Origin of the sequence: Rathayibacter sp. AY1F3 (assembly GCF_002931975.1) — a bacterium.
Classification (GTDB): domain Bacteria; phylum Actinomycetota; class Actinomycetes; order Actinomycetales; family Microbacteriaceae; genus Rathayibacter.
In genome coordinates, this window is the sequence record NZ_PSVF01000020.1 from 15,402 (window position 1) to 35,122 (window position 19,721).

Sequence of the window (19,721 nt, forward strand, 5' to 3'; positions counted from 1 at the left end):
GAGTGTCAACCGATTGCCAGAGGTGTCGCACCGGATGGCGCGCCGGGCGCGGACCGGGGTCAGGAGTCGCGGCGGGGTCCCGTCGAGGCGCGCGGGACGAACTCCGTCGGCAGATCGTCGGCCCGCTCCGGAGGCTCCTCGTCGCCGAGCACCCGGCGGACCGCCCGCTCGCCCATCCGGCCCAGCGGCGCGCTGATGGTCGACAGCGGCGGCGAGGTGAAGTCGCTGCCGAAGATGTCGTCGAAGCCGATGATGCTGAGCTGCTCCGGGATCGCGACGCCCGACTCCTGAGCCGCGCGCATCAGTCCGATGGCGACCAGGTCGTTGTAGGCGATCACCGCGCCGACGCCGGAGGCGGTCACCCTCGCGAGCGCGCTCCTCCCGCCCTCGAGGGTCGAGACGCCCGGCCCGATCTCGACGACCGTCATGCCCCGCTGCGGAGCGCGGTCGAGGAGGAGCTCCCATCGCGCGGCACTCATCCACGAGTCGGGCGGACCGGCGATGAAGGCGAGGGAGCGGTGGCCGAGGGCCGCGAGGTGGTCGAGCGCGGCGTCGATCCCGGGGGCGAGATCGGGCACGATCCCCGCGACGCCGGGGACCACGCGGTTGAGGACGACGACCGGGATGCGCCCGGCCAGCGCGATGATCTCCTCGTCGCTGAGGCGGGTGCTGACGAGGACGAGCCCGTCGGTGGAGGCGGCGATGCGGTCGGCCGCCTCGGCCTCGCGCTCCCCGGACTCCTGCGACTCGGCGAGGATCATCGTGAAGCCGCGGAGCGACGCCGCCCGCTCCGCTCCGCGCACGGCGGGGAAGAAGGCCGGGTTGGTGATGTCGGCCACCAGCAGCCCGAGGGTCGAGGTGCGGCCCGTCGGCAGCGCGCGCGCCATCGGGTTGAGCCGGTAGCCCAGCTCCTTCGCGGCGGCGCGGATCCGCTGCTCGGTCGCGGCGTTCAGCCGTCCGGGCGTGCTCAGCCCGCGGGAGACGGTGGAGGGGGCGACGCCGGCGAGTCGGGCGACGTCGTAGATCGTCGTCGCGGAGCGGCCGCGGCGTCTCGCGGCGGAGGGGCCGGTGGGCGCGTCTTCGCTGGGCACGATCGCGGTCTTCTCTCGAGGGGCACGGCGGCGGACGGGGCGCCGTCCGCCGCCCATGCTGCCACAGGGCCGAGAAGCCCGCCCGGCCCGTCGCTCGCGTCCGGGTCGGGCCGGATCGGGGAGCCCGCGCTCCGGGAGGCCGCCGTCGCCGGTCGGCCGCCCACCGCTCCGGCCCCTCCAGCGCGGGTCCGCGCGGCTCCGCCCCGTCAGCTCCGCTCCGGGAACGCCCCCTCCTCGCGGATCCGCTCGTTGAGCGCCGCCAGGAACACGCCCTCGTCGAGGTCGAGCGGTACCTCGCGTCCCGTCCAGCTCGAGTAGTGGATGGCGTTGGCGAGCCGGACCCCGAGGATCCCCTCCGCCCCGGGTGCGAGCAGCGGCGTGCCGTGCAGGATGCTGTCCGCGAAGTCCTGCAGGACGGCCGTGTGCTGCTCGCCCCAGACCGACGCCGACTCGATCCGCTCCGTCGTGGAGAGGCCCGCGGTGTCGTAGCGACCGCTGAGCAGGAGGCCCACGTCCTCGGCGCTGAGGGCGGCGCTGACCTCGCGCTCGGGGGCGTTCAGCCGGGTGATCGTCGCGACCCGGGAGTCGTCGACGACGATCCGGCCGCGGTCGCCGACGATCTCGAGGCGGTCGGTGCCGATCGGGTCGTGCGTCGTGGTGACCAGTACGCCGGTCGTGCCCCCGCCGAAGTCGGCGAGCACCGTCACCTCGTCCTCCACCGCGATGTCGCGGCACCGCCCGTAGCCGGCCTTCGCGACCACCGACTCCGGCACTCCGCACAGCCACTGCCACAGGTCGAGCTGGTGGGGCGCCTGGTTGACCAGGACGCCTCCGCCCTCGCCTCCCCAGGTCGCGCGCCACGCGCTCTGGTCGAAGTAGGCCTGCGGCCGCCACCAGGTCGTGATGATCCAGTTCGAGCGCAGGATCCGGCCGATCCCGCCCTCGTCGACGACCTCCTTGAGCCGGCGGTAGAGCGGGTTAGCCCGCTGGTTGAACATGATCGCGAAGCGCTGCCCGGGACGGGCGGCGGCGGCCTCGTTCAGCTCCGCCACCTGCGCGGCGTAGACGCCCGCCGGCTTGTCGACCAGCACGTGCAGCCCGTGCTCGAGAGCGTCGATGCCGATCCCGGGGTGGAGGTAGTGCGGAGTGCAGACGACGACGGCGTCGACCTCTCCGCTCGCGAGGAGGGAGCGGTGGTCGGTGTGGAAGGACGCTCCGGGTGCGAGCGCGGCGGCCGCCGCCTCCCGGGCGGGGTCGACGTCGGCGACGGCCGTGACGACGAGGTCGCGCACCCTGCCGTCGGCGAGGAAGCGGGCGTAGGAGGAGCCCTGGGCGCCGAATCCGATGATGCCGAGGCGGACGGTGGTCATGGGAGGAGTCCTTCGTTCGGGGTGGAAAGGGGGATCCGCGCGGGCGCGCTCGGGGCGTAGGCGGCCTGGACGATCGCGAGCGACCTCGCCGCCTCGCGGGGCGAGATCCAGAAGGGCTCGTCCTCGCCGAGGCGGGCGTAGAAGTCGTGCACGAGCAGCTCGTGCGAGGCGCCCCAGTACGAGCGCCCGCCGGATCGGCGCTCCGTGTCCGGGACGACCTCGACGGATCCGTCGTCGCGCCGCACGGTGAGGGCACCGCGCAGCGAGACGGTGGCGCGCTCGGTGCGCAGGCGGAGCTCGACCGGCTCGTCCCACGCGTTCGCCACGGTCGCGTAGAGGACGCTGCGCGCGCCGGAGGCGTGGGTGAGCACCAGGTCGGCGGTGTCCTCGACCTCGATCGGAAGCAGGCGCGTGGAGGCGGAGCCGTTCACCGCGACCACCTCGCCGAGGAGCCACTGCAGGAGGTCGATGGTGTGGATCGCCTGGTTCATCAGCATCCCGCCGCCGCCCTCGGCCCGCATCCCGCGCCAGGGGCGGTCGAGGTAGTAGCCGGGAGTGCGGTGCCAGAGCACGGTCGCGGCCGCACCCGTCACAGCGCCCAGGGAGCCGGACACCAGCAGCTCGCGGAGGCGCTGCACGGGCGGGTTGTAGCGGTTCTGGAAGCAGACGCCGATGCGCGCCCCGCCCCGCTCGGCCGCGGCGATCACCTGCTCGCCCTCGGCGACGGAGGAGGCGAGCGGCTTCTCGAGGAGCACCGCGACGCCGCGGTCCAGGGCCGCGACCGCCAGCGCGGCGTGCGTGCTGTGCGGAGTGCAGACGTGCACGACGTCGGGGCGGACGGAGTCGAGCATCCGGACCGCCTCGGGGAAGCCCGGCACCGCGTGCCTCTCGGCGGCCGCGGCGAGCCGGCCCGGGTCGGTGTCGCAGACCGCCACCAGCTCCGCGCCGGGCGCCGTGCCGATCGCCGCGAGGTGGACGGAGGAGATGTCGCCGCAGCCGATCACCGCCGCGCGGACGCTCATCGCAGGTCGATCCCGAGCGAGGAGGCGAGCCCCCGGAAGGCCCGAGCGGCCACTCCGAACGACTCGGGGCCGGAGAATCCGCCGAGGGCGTCCGTGATCGCGAGGTGCGGCTCCAGCGAGGCGACGCCCGTCCAGCCGTCGTCGCGCAGGGCGGTGAGCGTCTCGCGCAGCTGGCCGTCGCCCTCGCCGGCGGGCACCACGGTGCCGGTCGCGGCCACCGCGTCCTTCACCTGCAGGTAGTCGACGTAGGGCCGCAGCGTCGCCCAGCCGTCGTCGAAGGGCCGCACCCCGCACTGCACGAAGTTCGCGTTGTCCCAGGCGAGGCGCAGGGCGGGCGAGCCGACGGACTCGACCAGGTCGAGGATCCGCTCGGGGACGTCGCCGTAGATGTCCTTCTCGTTCTCGTGCAGCAGCACCACGCCCTCGCGCTCGGCGCGGTCGGCGAGCCTGCGCATGCGCAGCAGGACGTCGTCGCGGATGCTCTCGACCGGCACTCCCTCGCCCCGGTAGAACGAGAAGACGCGGATGCTCGGCGTGCCGAGGGCGTGCGCGGCGCGGATGACGCGGTCGAGGCGCGCGACCTCGAGCTCGGGGTCGAGGGCGACGTCGACCTTGCCGATGGGCGAGGCGACGGCCGAGACGGACTGGCCGCCGCGCTCGAGCACGGCGGCCAGGCGGGCGAGGCGCTCGTCGTCGAGGTCGACGATGTTCCGGCCCCAGGCGCTGCGCACCTCGATGCTGTGCGCGCCGAGCGCTCGGAGGACGGCGACCTGGACGACCGGGTCGGGGTCGATCTCGTCGCCGAAGCCGGAGAGGGTCCAGGGCGCGGGGTTCTCGGATGCGGTCGTCGCGGGTGCGGTCGTCGCGGGTGCGGTGGTCACGGTGCGTGCCTCGTTCTCGTCGTCGGGAACCGGCGGGCAGGAGCGCCGCCGTGCCACGACCATACGCGTATTGGCAACCGATTGACAAGATCGGAGGCACGCCTCTACCGTCGGGGGCGTTCCGGGCCGCGGAGACGCCGGCCCCCACCGAGACCGGGAGGACTGCCGTGACCAGGATCGGCGTGCAGGCGATGATGCTGAAGGACGCGTTCGCCTCGGCGGGCGCCTTCGCGACGCTCCGGGAGGTCCGAGCGATCGGCTACCGGTCGGTGGAGATCTCGCAGATCCCGCTGACGGCGGCCACCGTGGCCGAGCTGCAGCGGGCGCGGGACGAGCTCGGCGTGGAGATCGCGGCGATCTCGGCGGGCCTGGCACCGGAAGACTCCCCGGGCGCCGCGCTCGAGGGCGGGCTCGCCGGGATCGTCGCCGACGCCCGTGCGCTCGGCACGCGCACGGTCCGGATCGGCATGCTGCCCGCCTCCGCGGCGGCCTCGCCGGCCGCCCTGCTCGACTTCGCCGACCGCTGCCAGGCCGCCGCGGCGAGGCTCCGCGACGACGGGCTGCGGCTGCTGCTCCACAACCACCACCACGAGTTCGCGCGGCACGACGGCCGCCTCCTGCTCGACGTCGTCGCCGAGCGGGCTCCGCTGCTGGGGCTCGAGCTCGACGTGCACTGGGTGCAGCGGGGCGGGCTCGATCCTGTGACGACGCTGCGCCGGTACGGGGAGCGCGTCGCCCTGGTGCACCTGAAGGACTACCGGGTCGGGCCGCCCGCCGACATGTCCGGCGGGTGGTCCGTGCACGCCTTCACCTCGAACGTGCAGTTCGCCGAGGTGGGGGAGGGCAATCTCGACTTCCCGGGGATCATCGGGACGAGCCTCGCGCTCGGCGTCGACCACCTCCTCGTCGAGCAGGACGAGCGCTACGAGCGGAGCGCGCTCGACTGCCTGCGGATCTCGCACGACAACCTCGTCGCGATGGGGTTCTCGGACCTGTTCTGAGGAGCGGCCGAGGCTCCTCCCCAGGGATCGGAGCGGCCCGTAATTCACTGATCAGGGGCCTGGTTCCCCGCCGCGCAGGGCGCGACGGCATGCTCGACCCGTCGACGGAGGAGGTGGCGGCGATGGTCGTTCCGGACAGTGTGCTCGGCGTGACGGCGCTCGTCGCGCTGGTGCTGCCCGGGGTGCTCCACTCCTCCGTGCGGGGCGGCGGGTCCCGCTGGACGACCGCACGGTCACCGCGCGCCTGTTCGAGGCGGTCCTGGTGAGCATCGCGCTCGACGCGGCGTACCTCGTCGTGGCCGGCGAGGAACTCCTCGCATCCGGGCGCAGCCCCGGAGGAGAAGCAGCCGGATCCGCCGGGGTCCGCCTCCGCTCCGCGGAGCGGAGGACAATGGAGGGACCCCCAGCGAAGGAGACCACCGTGGATCAGCCGCGCATGAACGTCGAGTCGTTCAACCTCGACCACCGCACCGTCGCCGCGCCGTACGTGCGCCTCGCCGACGCGAAGACGCTGCCCGGAGGCGACCACCTCGTCAAGTACGACGTGCGCTTCACGCAGCCCAACCGCGGGCACCTCGAGATGCCCACCGTGCACTCGCTCGAGCACCTGTTCGCCGAGAAGTCCCGCAACCACTCCGACCGCGTGATCGACTTCTCGCCGATGGGCTGCCAGACCGGCTTCTACCTGCTCCTCTCGGGCGAGCCCGAGCTCGCCGAGGTGCTCGGACTGGTCGAGGCGACGCTCCAGGACATCACCGAGGCCGACGAGGTCCCCGCGGCCAACGAGACCCAGTGCGGCTGGGGCGCCAACCACTCCCTCGAGGGGGCGCAGGAGGCGGCGCGCACGTTCCTCGCGCACCGCTCGGAGTGGGAGACGGTCACCGCGTGAGCACGGCGATCGTCCTGGTCGCGATGGACGAGGAGGCCGCGCCGTTCCTCGTCGCCGCGTCGAGAGCCTCCGAGCCGCGCGCCGTCGGCAACGCGCTGCAGTGGGAGCTCGAGCTCGACTCCCGCGCGGTGCTGCTCGTCCGCACCGGCATCGGCCTCGTCAACGCGGCCGGCGGTCTCACCGCAGCGATCCTTCGGGAGGCCGGCGAGCGGCCGCTCGTGGTGAGCGCGGGGACCGCCGGCGGCCTGGGCGCCGACGTCCGCGTGGGCGAGGTCGTGATCGGCGCCGAGTACGTGCAGACCGACGCCGATGCGCGGGCGTTCGGCTACGCGCTCGGGCAGGTCCCGGGGATGCCCGCCCGTTACTCCGGGGACGACGCGGCGCTCGCCGCGGAGCTCGAGTTGCCCGAGGGGCCCCGGGTGCGCCGCGGCGTGATCGTCTCGAGCGACGTCTTCGTCTCCAGCGCCCACGTGGACCGCGTGCGGAGCGACTTCCCCGGCGCGCTCGCCACCGACATGGAGTCGGTCGCGCTCGCGCAGACGGCGCACGTGCACGGGCTGCCGTTCGTCTCGGTCCGCGGGATCTCGGACCTCTGCGCCCCCGGCGAGTTCGAGGCGCACGTCGACGACGCGGCCGATCGCTCCGTCGCCGTGGTGCGGGCGCTGCTCGTCGGGCTGGGCGACCGGGACTGACGGACGGGCGGCCCTCCGCGACTGCGCGGAAGGGCCGCCCCGGGGGTCAGTCGTTGCCGACGTGCTGGTCGCCGGCCTCCTGGGCCTTGTCGACCTGCCCGGCGAACTTCCCGCCGGTCGCGGAGTCGGCGGCGTCGCCCGCCTTGTCGAGTCCCTTGTCGGTCAGCTCCTCGCCCTTGTCGCTGCTCGCGGCGTTCTTCGCCTTGTCCGCGAGTCCTCCGAGATCCACCATGGGGTCGTTCCTTCCGTCGATGAGCGCCCGTCGAGCAACGGGCCGTCGCCAGTCTCCGCCGCTCGGCGAGGGTCTGCGCGGGGGTTGCGGCTCACGGCCGCGCCGAGGACGATGCGCCTCCGGATCCGCTGTTCCCCCCGGAGCCGCCGACGCGCCAGAGTGAGCGGTGCGCCCCCGCGCACCGACCCCAGGGAGACCCGATGAAGTACATGCTGATCATGCGCGCGACCGATGCGGCGAAGGAGGCCTACGCCTCGATCCCGTTCGACGAGATCATCACCCGGATGGGGCAGTACAACGAGGCGATGATCGAGGCGGGCGTGCTGCTCTCGGGCGACGGCCTGGCCGACGACGTCGCCTCCTCCGGCTTCGTGGTCGACTTCTCCTCCGAGCCGCCGACCGTCGTCGACGGCGCCTACGGCCCGACCGAGTCGCTCTTCAACGGCTTCTGGATCATCGGGGTCGACTCGAAGGAGCAGGCCCGCGAGTGGGCGCTGCGCTGCCCGCTGGTGCCCGGCAACCGCCTCGAAGTGCGCCGGATCACCGACGAGAGCGACTTCGCGGAGTTCGCCGACAACGAGTACGTGCAGAAGGAGGCCGGCTGGCGCGAGGACGAGGCGGCCCGCGCCTCCGGGGACTGACGCGGCGGCGGGCGTCACGCCTCCGTGACGACGCCCGCCTCGACGTGCCAGTGCCGCGTCAGCTGCACCGTCTCGAGCATCCGCCGGTCGTGGGTGACCAGCAGCAGGGTGCCCTCGTACGCCTCGAGCGCCTCCTCCAGCTGCTCGATGGCGACCAGGTCGAGGTGGTTGGTCGGCTCGTCGAGCACCAGGAGGTTCGTGCCGCGGGCCTGGAGGAGCGCCAGGGCGGCCCGGGTCCGCTCGCCCGGCGAGAGCTCGCCGACGCGGCGGCCGACGTGGTCGGCCTTCAGCCCGAACTTCGCCAGCAGCGTGCGGACCTCGGCGGTCGGCCACTCGGGCACCAGCGCCTCGAACGCGTCCGCGAGCGGCACCTCGGCGGCGAGCATCCCGCGGGCCTGATCGATCTCGCCGATCGCCACGCTCGCTCCGAGGGAGGCGCCGCCCTCCTCCGGCTCGGCGCGGCCGAGGAGGAGCGACAGCAGCGTCGACTTGCCGGCGCCGTTGGGCCCGGTGATGCCGATCCGGTCGCCCGCGTCGACCTGGAGCGACACCGGCCCGAGCGTGAAGGCGCCGCGGCGGGCGACCGCGCCGTTCAGTGTCGAGACGACCGAGCTCGAGCGCGGGGCGCTGCCGATCGTGAAGGCGAGCTGCCACTCCTTGCGCGGCTCCTCGACCTCCTCGAGCCGCGCGATCCGGCTCTCCATCTGGCGCACCTTCTGCGCCTGCTTCTCGCTCGACTCCGCCGAGGCCTTGCGGCGGATCTTGTCGTTGTCGGGGGCCTTCTTCATCGCGTTGCGCACGCCCTGGCTCGACCACTCCCGCTGGGTGCGGGCGCGGGAGACCAGGTCGGCCTTCTGCTCGGCGAAGTCCTCGTACTTCTCGCGGCGCTGGCGGCGCGCGGTCTCGCGCTCCTCCAGGAACGCGTCGTAGCCGCCTCCGTAGACCCGGTTGGTGCCCTGCGCGAGATCGAGCTCGAGCACGCGGGTGACGCTGCGGGCGAGGAACTCGCGATCGTGGCTCACGAGGACCGCGCCGCCGCGGAGCCCGCGGACGAAGGCCTCCAGGCGCTCCAGGCCGTCGAGGTCGAGGTCGTTGGTCGGCTCGTCGAGCAGCACCACGTCGAAGCGCGAGAGCAGCAGCGCCGCGAGGCCGACCCGCGCCGCCTGCCCGCCGGAGAGGGAGGTCATCGTCGAGGAGGCGGCCGCGGCTCCGAGCGACAGGCCCAGGTCGGCCAGGACGACCGGGGTGCGCTCGTCGAGGTCGGCCGCGCCGCTCGCGAGCCAGCGGTCGAGCGCGAGGGCGTAGCGGTCGGCGATCGAGCCGTCGGGATCGGGGTCGGCCAGGGCGGAGGCGGCGGCGTCGAGCTCGGCGGAGGCCTCGGCGCAGCCGGTGCGGCGCGCGATGTAGCCGGCGACGGTCTCGCCCTCGCGGCGCTCGTGCTCCTGCGGCAGCCAGCCGACGAAGGCGTCGCCCGGCGAGAGAACGACGGAGCCCTCGAGTGGAGCCGTCTCGCCCGCGAGGATGCGCAGGAGCGTCGACTTGCCGGCTCCGTTCGCCCCGACGACGCCCACCACGTCCCCGGGGGCGACCGTCAGGTCGAGTCCGTCGAACAGGGTGCGGTGCGCATAGCCTCCGGAGAGGCCCTTGGCGACGAGGGTGGCGGTCACCGGTCCAGCGTAGGCGCGGGCGACTCGCTAGACGGCCTGGTGATCAGCCGGTCTAGGATGTGCGGATGAGCGACACGAGCCTGCGGAGCGGCGCCGGGTACTGGTACCCGGACGAGTCGTCCACCCGCCGCGCTGTCGAGGTGCTGAGCGCCATGCGCACGTACCGCGTCTCCGAGGTCTCGATGCGCCGCCGCACGCGCGAGCGGATGGCGATGGGCGAGACGGACCTGATCGCCATCCAGTACCTGCTCCGCCAGCAGCGCAAGGGCGAGCTGGTGACCGGCAAGGATCTGGCCTCGCACCTCTCCATCTCGTCCGCGTCGACCACGGTCCTCATCGACCGCCTGGTCCGCAGCGGCCACCTCGTGCGCAAGCCCAACCCGACCGACCGGCGCGGGATCGTCGTGGAGGCGACCGTCGACAGCGACGACGAGGTGCGCGCCACGCTCCAGGAGATGCACCGCCGGATGCTCGAGATCGCCGAGGACCTGGACGCCCCCGAGGCCGAGGTCGTCGTCAACTTCCTCCGCCGGATGAGCGCGGCCGTCGACGAGATCGACGCGGAGCACGGCGACGGGCACGATACGGACGAAGCCGACCCGGCGGAACCCTCCGCGGCGAAATAGCTAGACGGACTAGTAATAAGCCGAGGGGCCTATAGTCTGGCGGCATGGGTCAATTCCTCTACGGCACTCCTCCCGCCGTCATCGAGATCGAGGACCGGACCCTGGCCCACCTCCAGATCGTGATCTACGCGAAGTTCCGCCGCGACGAGCGCTTCAGCCTCACCCTCGACTCGATGCCCGAGGGCGCGCGGGGCCGCCACTCCTTCTGGATGAACCCGAACATCGCCCTGCAGTTCCACTTCGCGGGGAGCCGGCAGCCGACGATCAACCCGACCTGGGTCGAGCTCCTGATGGACGCGGCGAACAGCGGCGGCGGGCTGCGGCTGCTCCCCGAGCCCCCGTCCTGACCCGGTCCCGGTGAGGCCGACCCGGCCCGGACGACCGCGGAGCTCCCCGCACGACGGTGGATCCGCAGCACCGGCCTCCTGCGACAGCGCACGTGCCCCCGGCCGCCCCGTCTCCTAGGGTGGAGCGGGCGCCGCGGGGCGCGCGGAGGGCAGGGGACATGCGCAGGACGGTCATCGGAGCGACGGCACTGGCCGGGGTGCTCGCGCTCGCGGGGTGCTCGGCGCCCGCTCCGGCTCCCACGGTCACGGTCACCGTGTTCGCCACGGCGACGCCGACTCCGGTGCCGGACCCGACCGTCACGGCGGCGCTCCCGCAGGCGACGGCCACGGTCTTCGCACCGGTCCCCGAGGCGACGGTCACCTTCACGCCGAACGCGACGCCGGACATCCCCGAGACCGCCTTCGCGGTCGACAACGGCGCGGTTCCCGGGGCGAACGGCGAGCCGACCCGCGACGGGGAGGGGGACATCGTGAGCTACACCGTGGTGCAGGGCGACACGTTCTTCGACATCGCGCAGCGCTTCGGGATCCCGGTGCAGCAGCTGCTCCGGATGAACCCGACGATCGCCGGAGCCGGCGAGGCGGTCTACATCAATGCGGTCATCAACCTCGACGCGAGCACGCTGGGCTGAGCGGAGCGGCGAGCCGCGGAGGCGGCCGCTCAGAGCGACCCGGCTACTGGGACTTCGGCAGGACGTGGAACGCGACGGCGAGCGATCCCGAGATCATCAGGATGCCGCCGACGAAGAGGAATCCGGCGATGTCGGGCAGCAGGAACGAGTTGCCGAGAACGAGGATCCCGCCGAGGAACAGCACGAACGAGAGGACGACGCCCAGACCAGTCATGCCCTCATCGTACGCAGGTCACGGGAGCAGAAGGTCCGCGAGCTCCTCGGCACCGGACACCAGCGCGATCGTCCCGACCGCCTCGAGCGGCGATCCGTAGCCCCACTCGACCATGATCGTCGGCACGCCGTGGGCTGCGGCGCCCTGCACGTCGTGCTCGCGGTCGCCCACCATCACCGGCGCTGAGAGGTCGACGCCGAGCTCGCGGAGCCGGCGCAGCGCCTCCTCCACGACGTCGGCCTTGGCGCTGCGGACCTCGTCCTCGGAGGCGCCGCAGATCACCGTGAAGTACTGCGCCAGTCCGTAGTGCTCGAGGATGCGCGTGGCCGCCGACTCCGGCTTGGAGGTCGCGAGCGAGAGCGGCACGCCGGCCTCGGCGATGCGCGCGAGCACCTCGGGCAGCCCCGGGTAGACCGAGGAGTCGAACAGCCCGCCCGCGTTGTAGCGGCGGCGGTAGACCACGAGCGCCGCCTGCGCCTCCTCGACGGTCATCCCGCCGAGCTCGCGGAACGCCTCGAGCAGCGGAGGGCCGACGTAGGCCAGCAGCTCGGCCGGAGCGGGCACGGGGCGGCCCAGCTCGACGAAGGTCTCGACGAGGGTGCCGGTGATGCCGGGGGCCGAGTCGGTGATCGTGCCGTCGAGGTCGAACAGGATGCAGGACCAGGTGCCGGCGCGCGCGTCGAGGCCGGTGGCGGCGAGGGTCGTGTCGGACATGGCGGGCTCCTGACCTCGGAGGACGGGGTGACGCCGGCGCTGCCCCGCCGGGGGCCACACTCTACGGCCGTTCGGCGTCCAGAGCCCGTTCGACGAACGAACGGGTGACGACCTGGGCGATCGAGCCGGGGTCGAGCTGCACGGCGACGAAGTCGGCGGTGCGGATCAGCGCGAAGGCCTCGCGTCCGGGGAGGACCAGCATCTGCACCCGCGGATGCTGCTGCCGGGGGACCGCGGTGCGCACCTCGTCCGTGGAGGTGAACAGCGGCAGGACCTGCTCCCCGGTGGTCGTCGCGACGGTGCGGACGTGCGGCACGCCTCCGGGCTGGGAGCCCGTGACGTCGACCACGAGGGAGCCGTCGAGGCAGGCCTCGAGCAGCCGGTCGACGGCCTCGGCGGTGGGAGCGGCGACGAGCGCCTCCAGTGCTTCCCGAGCCTCCGCATTGCGGTACGGACCGGGTCGCGCCGGGCGTGCAGGGGGTCCGCCTCGTCGTGCCATGACTCCACGCTAACGAAGACCGGGGCGTGATCGGAATCGCCGGAACCGGTTCCCGGGAATGCGCGCGATCGGTGTCCGGAATCGTTACGGCCGTCTGCGGACACCGTGTCCTCTATTCGACGGCTGGTGGCGAACAGCTCGATTCCGCCCTGATTGCCTCCGCTTATCCTGAACATTCCCCTCGACATGGCGCGAGAAAGGGACGAATGGCGCCATTCATGGCGCACTCGATTGTGAAAGGGGGTAATGTCTCTTCCGGTCCGGGTCGAGACAGTCCGGTCCCGCGAACTCCAGGAGGAAAAGTGGCCCAGAAGATCACGCTTGTCGACGATATCGACGGAACCCTTATCGATTCCGGTGACGGCGGTACCGTCCGCTTCAGCATCGAGGGCGCCAACTACGAGATCGATCTCGGCCCCGACAACATCGCCGAGCTCCACTCGGCGCTCGAGAAGTTCGTCTCGAGCGCCCGCCGCGTCGGCTCGCGCCCCGCGGCCGCCACGAGCGTCGCGACCGCCTCCAAGAGCGACCCCAAGCAGCTCAAGGCCATCCGCGAGTGGGCGAACGCCAACGGCCACCCCGTCTCCGACCGCGGACGCATCCCCTCCGAGGTCCAGGCCGCCTATCAGGCCGCCCACAAGTAGCGGCCGCCGGGCTCTCGGCCCGGTGAGACGCCGCATTCCCGGGCCTCGCGCCCGGTGAGCGGAAGGCCCCCGTGATCCGATCGCGGGGGCCTTCGCCGTGCCTGTCGCCGCGTCTTCGCCGTGCCTGTCGCCGCGTCTTCGCCGTGCCTGTCGCCGCGTCTTCGCCGTGCCTGTCGCCGTGCCTGTCAGAACAGGCGCGTGTGGGAGTCGTCGGTGCCGCGCATGGCCTCGTAGTCGAGCACCACGCAGCGGATTCCGCGGTCCTCGGCGAGAGTCCGCGCCTGCGGCTTGATCTCCTGAGCGGCGAAGACTCCCGTCACCGGGAAGAGGTGCGGATCGCGATTCATCAGCTCGAGATAGCGGGTGAGCTGCTCGACTCCGTCGATCTCGCCGCGGCGCTTGATCTCGACGGCGACGGCGGCTCCCGAGGAATCGCGGGCGAGGATGTCGACCGGGCCGATCGCGGTCATGTACTCGCGCCGGACGAGAGTGTGCCCCTCTCCGAGGAGGCCGATCTGCTCGGCGAGAAGGCGCTGGAGATGCGACTCCACTCCGTCCTTCACGAGTCCCGGATCGACGCCGAGCTCGTGCGCCGAATCGTGCAGCACCTCGTGGATCGAGACGACGAGAGCGTCGCCGGTCTTGCGGTGCGCGACGGTCCACTGCTGCGTCACTCCCGCGGCGCGCGCCTCCTCGTCGGGCTCGCCCGTGATCAGCGTGCAGGGAGGGCTCATCCAGTTCAGCGGCTTGTAGGAGCCGCCGTCGGAGTGGATGAGGACGCTCCCGTCGGCCTTGACGAGCAGGAGGCGGGTGGCGAGCGGGAGGTGGGCGCTGAGACGGCCGGTGTAGTCGACGGAGCAGCGCGCGATGACGAGACGCACCCGTCGAGGATAGACGGCGCGGCTCCGGCGGGCTCCGGCGGGCTCCCGGCTCAGCGCGCGGCGACGGCAGGCCGGCGGCCGAGCGGAGGAGCGGGCGGCGGCACCGAGAGCGAGGCGCGCAGCGCGACCGCGAACTCGGCCGGCGCCTCCGCCCACGGGTGGTGGCCGCTCGACTCGATGACGGCCAGGCTCGCCTGCGGCAGGAGCGCGGTGAGCGCCTCCAGAGCGGCGACGCCCGTCACCGGATCGTCCTCGCCGCCGAGGACGACCGCGGGGCAGTCGAGGCGCTGCAGAGCGTCGCGGATCGCCGCGGTGTCGTCGGAGCCGGCGGGAGTCGTGTGACCGGCAGCCCGGTCGTCGATCCCGAGCCAGGCGGTGCCGGGGGCGATCAGGAGCAGGTGGGCGATGCGCTCGGGCGCGTCCACGGCGGCGAGCAGGACGGCGCGGCAGCCGGAGTCGTGCGCGGCGAGATCGAGCTCGTCGACGCCGAGGTGACGGCGCAGGTCCTCCACGTCGGCGGCCGTCGTGGCCGGGGGAGCGGGAGGCAGCTCCGCGGAGCCGCCCACTCCGCGCGGGTGCAGCACGAGGACGCGGCGCGTGCAGGCGATCGAGGCGAACGAGCCGAGATAGGAGGGGTGGCGCTCCGGCTCGCCGGGGACGACCACCAGGGGCCGCCCCTGACCGGCTCCGTGCTCGTCGACGTGGAGCAGGGCGCCGTCGCGCGCTCGGTACCGCATCCGCTCCCCCTCCGCCGCCGTCCTGGGAAGCCTAGGGGGAGGCGCGCCGGGGCGCCCGGGCCGCACGGGGGCTTGCGGAGGCGCGTGGACCGGGGCGGTCAGCTCCGCCGGCTGCGGGCGGCGGGGGAGGCGAGCCCGGCCACGACCACCAGGGCCAGCACCAGGAAGAGGGCGTTCAGCAGGCCGTAGTGCTCGCCGAGGAAGCCGATGGCCGGCGGTCCGACCAGGAACGCGACGTAGCCGAGCATCGCCACCGCGCTGACGCGGGCGGCCGAGTGCGGCCCCTCCGCCGCGGCCGACATGCCCACCGGGAAGCCGAGCGAGCAGCCCAGACCCCAGGCGACCGCGCCGACGACGACGAGCGCGTCGACCGGGGCGAGGATGAACAGCAGGATGCCGACGATCGCGAGCCCGGCGGAGGCGCGCAGCACCGGGACGCGGCCGAAGCGGTCGAGCACGGGTCCGCCGATCACGCGTCCGACGGTCATGGCGGCGACGAACACGCCGAACACGACGGCGGCGGTCGTCTTGTCGGTGCCGTGGCCGTCGACCATCGCCAGGGTCAGCCAGTCGTTCGCGGAGCCCTCGGCGAAGGCCATGCCCAGCATGATCAGGCCGATGAGGACGAGGCGGCCGTCACGCCAGACGCCGAGGGAGGCGGCGACGCGCTCGCGGACCGGCGGCTTCACCGTGGTCGCCGCGCCGGAGGTGTCGAGCTCCTCGCGGACCGGGACGAAGCGGATCGCGATCACCGCGGTCACGGCGATCACCACGGCGATCGCGCCGAGGTGGACGGCGACGGGCACGGCCAGGGCGGAGGCGCCCGCGCCGATCAGCGCGCCGGCCACGGTGCCGAGGCTGAAGAAGGCGTGGAACAGCGGCAGGAGCGTCTTGCCGAAGGCCTTCTCGTTGGCCGCTCCCTCGACGTTCATCATCACGTCGACCGCTCCGTTGCCGAAGCCGAGCATCGCCATGCCGACGAAGGCCGCGGGGAGGACGCCGATGACGTCGGCCGAGACGCCCAGCACCGCGAGGCCCGCCGCCGAGACGGTGAGGCCGAGCGCCATGCCGCGCCGGGCGCCGATCGCGCCCATGACCGGCGTCGAGAACGCGAGTCCGACGATCGCGCCGATCGACATCGAGAGGATCAGCAGGCCCACTCCGGCGGTCGAGAGCTGGAGCTCGTCGCGGATGGCGGGGGTGCGCGAGACCCAGGTGGCGATCGAGATCCCGCTGAGGACGAAGATCGTGAAGACGGCGTTGCGCCAGGCGACCAGCTGCGGGCGCGTGAGCGCGGACGTCGAGGTCATGGCGGTTCTCCTGGTGCGGGCGGGATCCGGGCATCGGATCGAGATGCACGGTCGAATCGATTCGAAGCGAGCCGGTCTAAGCTATCCGGAACCCCGGGGACGGTCAACCGACGACGAGCGCGCCGCCCCCACGAGGAGGAACGTGGAACCCCGCAAGAGCCCCCGGCCGACGCTCGCCCGCGTCGCGAGCCGGGCCGGAGTGTCCCCCTCCACCGCCTCGCTGGTCTTCAGCGGCTCCGGCCCCGTCTCGGAGGCCACGAAGGAGCGGGTGCTGCGCGCGGCGTCCGAGCTCGACTACGCCGGTCCCGACCCGCGGGCGCGCTCGCTCCGCCGCGGCCGCTCAGGGATCGTGGGGGTCGTCGTGGACGAGCGGATGCTGCACGCGTTCCGCGACCCGATCAAGATCGCCATGCTCGACGGGATCGCCGACGTGCTCGGCGGGGTCGACGCCGGGATCCTGCTGCTCACCGAGACCGGCGACGGCGCGGGCCTGCTGGCGACCGCCCCGGTCGACGCGATGATCCTGGTCGGCTGCAGCCCGTCGGTCGACGACTCCGTCGCCGTGCTGCGCCGCCGGGGGGTGCCGGTCGTCGTGGTCGAGGGTCTCTCGGAGCTGGGCGGCGCCGTGATCTCGCTCGACAACCGCGAGGCCAGCCGCACCCTCACGGAGCACCTGCGCGAGCTCGGCCACGAGCGGGTCGCGGTGGTCTCGCTCCCGTTCGCGAAGGACCGCCGTCGCGGCGCGATCCCGGCGGGCTGGCGCTCGAGCCCCAGCATCACTCCGGTCGACCGCCTCCTCGGAGTGCAGGACGTCTTCCCGGACGCGTCGGTCGTCGCCGCCGCGGCGAGCTCGGTCGACGAGGGCGTCGCCGCCGGCCGCACGCTGCTCGAGGGGGCGGAGCCGCCGACCGCGGTCGTCGCGCAGAGCGATCTGCTGGCCGCGGGCGTGATCCTCGCGGCGGAGGGGCGCGGGCTGCGAGTGCCTGAGGACCTCTCGGTGGTCGGCTTCGACGGCGTGCAGGTGCCCGGTCTCGCGGCCGAGTACGACCTCACGACGATGGCCCAGCCCGCGGTCGAGAAGGGCCGTGCGGCGGGTCGGGCCGCGGTCGCGCTCCTGGCCGACGAGGAGGCGGAGGCGGTCTGCTTCCACGCCGTCTTCCACCGCGGGAACACCAGCGCACCGCCGCGCTGACCGGAGTTGTCCACAGGCTTCTCCACAGGGGAGGAGTGCGGTCAGCGGAGCCAGACGTCGCTGCGCACCCGGAGCCCGAGGGTGACCGCGCGGGCGCCGAGGAAGCCGACGGCGAAGGCGAGCCAGAGCGCGAGGAGGCGCCACTCGGCGGGCGCGGCGGGGGCGAGCAGGGCGAGCGGGACGAAGACGGCGAGGTTCGCGAGGCCGCTGAGCGCCAGGTAGCGGCCGTCGCCGGCGCCGATCAGCACGCCGTCGAGCACGAAGACGTAGCCGCCGAGCGGAGCGGTGAGGCCCACGACGGCGATCGCCGCGGGCAGCAGCCGCAGCACCTCCGGGTCGCTCGAGAAGACGTACGGCAGGACACCGCTCAGACCGGTGACCAGCGCGCCGAGCACTGCACCCGCACCGATTCCCCAGGTCACACAGCGTTTCGTGACGGCGCGGGCCTGCTCGGCGTCGCCCGCGCCGAGGAGGCGGCCCAGCAGCGCCTGTGCGGCGATCGCGACCGCGTCGAGGGCGAAGGCGACCGTCGAGAACAGCGTCATCGCCACCTGGAAGGCGCCCAGCTCCTCCGCCCCGAGCGAGGTGGCGGTCGCGACCGCGAGCAGGATCGCCGCGCGGAGGCTCGCTGTGCGCAGCAGCATCCAGCCGCCGGATCCCGCGGAGGAGGCCAGGCCTGCGAGGTGCGGCCGCAGCGGCGCGCCGACCCTCCGGGCGAGCCGTAGCGCGACTCCCGCGTAGGCCGCGAGCATGGCCCACTGCGCGATCACCGTCCCCAGCGCGGAGCCGGTTATCCCCAGGCCGGCCGGGTAGATCAGCACGGCGTTGAGAGCGGCGTTGAGGGCGAATCCGCCGGCGGCGATCACCAGCGGAGTGCGGGTGTCCTGGAAGCCGCGGAGGAGCCCGGTGAGCGCGAAGACGCCGAGCATGGCGGGGATCCCGGCCATGCTCACCGCCAGGTACCGCACGCCCGCCTCGGCCACCGCCGGCTCCGCGCCGAAGAGCGCCACGACGGCCGGAGCGGTCAGCGCGCCCACCACGGCGATGCCGGCGCCGAGGAGCAGGGCCAGCCAGCCGCCGTCGATCCCGGCCGCCACGGCCCTCCGCTCGTCGCCCTCGCCGAGGGCCCGGCCGACCCGCGGAGTCGTGCTGTACGCGAGGAAGACCATCAGGCCGACGATCGTCTGCAGCACCGTGCCGCCCAGCGCGAGCCCGGCGAGCGGGACGGCGCCGAGGTGGCCGACCAGGGCGGAGTCGGTGAGCAGGAACAGCGGCTCGGCGACCAGCGAGCCCAGCGCCGGGACGGCGAGCCGGAGGATGCTGCGGTCGAGGGCTGAGGTCACCGCTCGACGCTAGCGGCTGCCGGAGCTCCGGGACGGGCGTACCGTGGGCGGGATGCAGCGCTTCGGGATCGGGCTGGCGGCCGTGGGCCGGCCGGCGTACATCACGGCAGGGCGCGACGACGACCTCGGCCCTGCGGCCGAGCGGAGCGTCGACGCGTTGAGGGAGCGCACGCACCTGCTGCTCGACGCGGCGTGGGACGCCGGCGTCCGCTTCCTCGACGCCGCGCGCTCCTACGGGCGGGCGGAGGAGTTCCTCGGCGGCTGGCTCGCCCGGCACCCCGAGCGGCGGGCGGCGCTCGCGATCGAGTCCAAGTGGGGCTACGAGTACGTCGGCGGGTGGGCGATGGACGCGCCGGTGCACGAGCGCAAGGAGCACTCGGTCGCGATGCTCGACCGCCAGTGGCCGCTCACGCTCGACGCGCTCGGCTCGGCGCCCGACTCCTACCTCGTCCACTCGATCACTCCCGAGAGCCCGGCCCTCACCGACCGCCCGCTGCTGGACCGCCTGCGCGGCCTCGCCGGCTCCGGAGTGCGGGTCGGCCTCTCCACCAGCGGACCCGAGCAGGCGCGCGTGATCGAGCTCGCCCGCGCGATCCCGGAGTCGCCGTTCAGCGCGGTCCAGAGCACCTGGAACCCGCTCGAGCAGTCCGCGGGCCGAGCGCTCGCCGCCGCGCACGACGACGGCTGGCTGGTGGTGGTCAAGGAGGCCCTCGCCAACGGGAGGCTCGTGGCGCACCCGATCGAGCACGCCGGCGCCGCGCCGGACGCCGTCGCCCTGGGGGCCGCCCTCGCGCAGCCCTGGACCGACGTCGTGCTGAGCGGCGCGGCGACTCCGGAGCAGCTGCGGGCCAACCTGCGCGCGCAGCCTGTGGAGCTCGCGGATCTCCCGGCGCTCGCCGTGGATCCGGCCCGCTACTGGGCCGAGCGCTCCGCTCTCGACTGGACCTGAGAGCACTCGAACGAAGTGAGGCGTGCGCTCCGGCGCCGCACGGGATAGCGTTCCTCTCAGCGCCCCGTCTGCCCTCTCTGCGAGGGCTGGCGCGCGGATCGGCCCTCGTGATATCGCCCGAGGGGATCCGCCCCGGCCCGCCACCCC

Annotated in this window: 23 protein-coding genes; 10 read left to right on the plus strand and 13 right to left on the minus strand. The window is 73.6% G+C overall.

From position 1 onward, the window contains the following. Positions 1-59: 59 nt before the first annotated feature. The 4 genes from C5C39_RS12285 to C5C39_RS12300 form a co-directional block, all read right to left on the minus strand. Positions 60-1,091, minus strand: coding sequence for a LacI family DNA-binding transcriptional regulator (locus tag C5C39_RS12285; protein ID WP_159940282.1), 1,032 nt, complete (start codon positions 1,089-1,091; stop codon positions 60-62). Between the two features lie 206 nt (positions 1,092-1,297). Then, the gene (locus tag C5C39_RS12290) at positions 1,298-2,461 is read right to left on the minus strand and encodes a Gfo/Idh/MocA family protein (RefSeq protein ID WP_104353489.1); all 1,164 of its coding nucleotides are present in this window, start codon (positions 2,459-2,461) and stop codon (positions 1,298-1,300) included. Next, positions 2,458-3,483, minus strand: a complete 1,026-nt coding sequence (locus C5C39_RS12295) for a Gfo/Idh/MocA family protein (protein ID WP_104353490.1) — start codon at positions 3,481-3,483, stop codon at positions 2,458-2,460. Before C5C39_RS12295 ends, C5C39_RS12290 begins: the two co-directional genes overlap by 4 nt. Continuing rightward, positions 3,480-4,364: a sugar phosphate isomerase/epimerase gene (locus tag C5C39_RS12300; protein WP_258075830.1), complete on the minus strand. Its 885-nt coding sequence runs from the start codon at positions 4,362-4,364 to the stop codon at positions 3,480-3,482. The genes C5C39_RS12295 and C5C39_RS12300 overlap by 4 nt, the downstream gene beginning before the upstream one ends. A gap of 167 nt (positions 4,365-4,531) precedes the next feature. Between C5C39_RS12300 and C5C39_RS12305 the strand changes: the two genes are divergently transcribed. The 3 genes from C5C39_RS12305 to mtnN all read left to right on the plus strand — a co-directional run bounded on the left by C5C39_RS12305 (position 4,532) and on the right by mtnN (position 6,946). Continuing rightward, the gene (locus tag C5C39_RS12305; RefSeq protein WP_258075831.1) at positions 4,532-5,365 is read left to right on the plus strand and encodes a sugar phosphate isomerase/epimerase; all 834 of its coding nucleotides are present in this window, start codon (positions 4,532-4,534) and stop codon (positions 5,363-5,365) included. A gap of 391 nt (positions 5,366-5,756) precedes the next feature. Next, entirely contained in the window at positions 5,757-6,254 is a 498-nt protein-coding gene (locus C5C39_RS12310; RefSeq protein ID WP_308470894.1) for an S-ribosylhomocysteine lyase, read from the plus strand. After that, positions 6,251-6,946: a 5'-methylthioadenosine/S-adenosylhomocysteine nucleosidase gene (gene mtnN, locus C5C39_RS12315; RefSeq protein WP_258075832.1), complete on the plus strand. Its 696-nt coding sequence runs from the start codon at positions 6,251-6,253 to the stop codon at positions 6,944-6,946. The genes C5C39_RS12310 and mtnN overlap by 4 nt, the downstream gene beginning before the upstream one ends. 46 nt (positions 6,947-6,992) lie before the next feature. On the opposite strand, the gene C5C39_RS12320 is transcribed toward mtnN, so the two are convergent. Next, on the minus strand, positions 6,993-7,178 hold the full coding sequence (locus C5C39_RS12320; protein ID WP_104282784.1) for an antitoxin: 186 nt from the start codon (positions 7,176-7,178) through the stop codon (positions 6,993-6,995). A 200-nt stretch (positions 7,179-7,378) separates the two neighbouring features. On the opposite strand from C5C39_RS12320, the gene C5C39_RS12325 reads away from it, so the two are divergent. Then, positions 7,379-7,819 carry a YciI family protein gene (locus tag C5C39_RS12325; protein WP_104222630.1) on the plus strand — a complete coding sequence of 147 codons (441 nt, stop codon included), beginning with the start codon at positions 7,379-7,381 and terminating at the stop codon, positions 7,817-7,819. A gap of 14 nt (positions 7,820-7,833) precedes the next feature. Here the strand turns inward: C5C39_RS12325 and C5C39_RS12330 are convergent, their stop codons facing one another. Further along, positions 7,834-9,486: an ABC-F family ATP-binding cassette domain-containing protein gene (locus C5C39_RS12330; protein ID WP_104222629.1), complete on the minus strand. Its 1,653-nt coding sequence runs from the start codon at positions 9,484-9,486 to the stop codon at positions 7,834-7,836. A gap of 65 nt (positions 9,487-9,551) precedes the next feature. Here C5C39_RS12330 and C5C39_RS12335 point away from each other — a divergent pair, with 65 nt between their 5' ends. The 3 genes from C5C39_RS12335 (at position 9,552) to C5C39_RS12345 (ending at position 11,091) form a co-directional block, all read left to right on the plus strand. Further along, positions 9,552-10,112, plus strand: a complete 561-nt coding sequence (locus tag C5C39_RS12335; RefSeq protein ID WP_104256423.1) for a MarR family winged helix-turn-helix transcriptional regulator — start codon at positions 9,552-9,554, stop codon at positions 10,110-10,112. A gap of 44 nt (positions 10,113-10,156) precedes the next feature. Continuing rightward, positions 10,157-10,459: an ATP-dependent DNA ligase gene (locus tag C5C39_RS12340; RefSeq protein WP_104225758.1), complete on the plus strand. Its 303-nt coding sequence runs from the start codon at positions 10,157-10,159 to the stop codon at positions 10,457-10,459. 158 nt (positions 10,460-10,617) lie between these two features. Beyond that, positions 10,618-11,091, plus strand: a complete 474-nt coding sequence (locus C5C39_RS12345; protein WP_104222627.1) for a LysM domain-containing protein — start codon at positions 10,618-10,620, stop codon at positions 11,089-11,091. A 43-nt stretch (positions 11,092-11,134) separates the two neighbouring features. Here the strand turns inward: C5C39_RS12345 and C5C39_RS17535 are convergent, their stop codons facing one another. From C5C39_RS17535 to C5C39_RS12355, 3 genes are all read right to left on the minus strand, one after another. Further along, the gene (locus C5C39_RS17535) at positions 11,135-11,305 is read right to left on the minus strand and encodes a hypothetical protein (RefSeq protein ID WP_159911733.1); all 171 of its coding nucleotides are present in this window, start codon (positions 11,303-11,305) and stop codon (positions 11,135-11,137) included. An 18-nt stretch (positions 11,306-11,323) separates the two neighbouring features. Further along, positions 11,324-12,019 (minus strand): HAD hydrolase-like protein, encoded by a 696-nt coding sequence (locus C5C39_RS12350; protein ID WP_104222626.1) that lies wholly within the window; start codon positions 12,017-12,019, stop codon positions 11,324-11,326. 61 nt (positions 12,020-12,080) lie between these two features. After that, positions 12,081-12,518: an SseB family protein gene (locus tag C5C39_RS12355; protein WP_104222625.1), complete on the minus strand. Its 438-nt coding sequence runs from the start codon at positions 12,516-12,518 to the stop codon at positions 12,081-12,083. 302 nt (positions 12,519-12,820) lie between these two features. Here C5C39_RS12355 and C5C39_RS12360 point away from each other — a divergent pair, with 302 nt between their 5' ends. Continuing rightward, positions 12,821-13,162 carry an Lsr2 family protein gene (locus C5C39_RS12360; RefSeq protein WP_104222624.1) on the plus strand — a complete coding sequence of 114 codons (342 nt, stop codon included), beginning with the start codon at positions 12,821-12,823 and terminating at the stop codon, positions 13,160-13,162. A gap of 185 nt (positions 13,163-13,347) precedes the next feature. Here the strand turns inward: C5C39_RS12360 and nucS are convergent, their stop codons facing one another. The 3 genes from nucS to C5C39_RS12375 form a co-directional block, all read right to left on the minus strand. Further along, entirely contained in the window at positions 13,348-14,043 is a 696-nt protein-coding gene (nucS, locus tag C5C39_RS12365; RefSeq protein WP_104222623.1) for an endonuclease NucS, read from the minus strand. A 50-nt stretch (positions 14,044-14,093) separates the two neighbouring features. Then, complete coding sequence (locus tag C5C39_RS12370; RefSeq protein ID WP_104353492.1) at positions 14,094-14,780, minus strand: alpha/beta fold hydrolase; 687 nt, start codon at positions 14,778-14,780, stop codon at positions 14,094-14,096. A gap of 98 nt (positions 14,781-14,878) precedes the next feature. After that, positions 14,879-16,090 carry a sugar MFS transporter gene (locus tag C5C39_RS12375; RefSeq protein WP_104353493.1) on the minus strand — a complete coding sequence of 404 codons (1,212 nt, stop codon included), beginning with the start codon at positions 16,088-16,090 and terminating at the stop codon, positions 14,879-14,881. A 142-nt stretch (positions 16,091-16,232) separates the two neighbouring features. On the opposite strand from C5C39_RS12375, the gene C5C39_RS12380 reads away from it, so the two are divergent. Next, positions 16,233-17,282, plus strand: a complete 1,050-nt coding sequence (locus tag C5C39_RS12380; protein ID WP_258075833.1) for a LacI family DNA-binding transcriptional regulator — start codon at positions 16,233-16,235, stop codon at positions 17,280-17,282. A 41-nt stretch (positions 17,283-17,323) separates the two neighbouring features. Here C5C39_RS12380 and C5C39_RS12385 read toward each other — a convergent pair whose 3' ends face one another. Then, a complete protein-coding gene (locus tag C5C39_RS12385) occupies positions 17,324-18,625 on the minus strand; it encodes an MATE family efflux transporter (RefSeq protein WP_104346300.1) in 1,302 nt (433 codons plus the stop codon). Between the two features lie 52 nt (positions 18,626-18,677). On the opposite strand from C5C39_RS12385, the gene C5C39_RS12390 reads away from it, so the two are divergent. Beyond that, positions 18,678-19,574 (plus strand): aldo/keto reductase, encoded by an 897-nt coding sequence (locus C5C39_RS12390; protein ID WP_104353494.1) that lies wholly within the window; start codon positions 18,678-18,680, stop codon positions 19,572-19,574. Positions 19,575-19,721 lie beyond the last annotated feature (147 nt).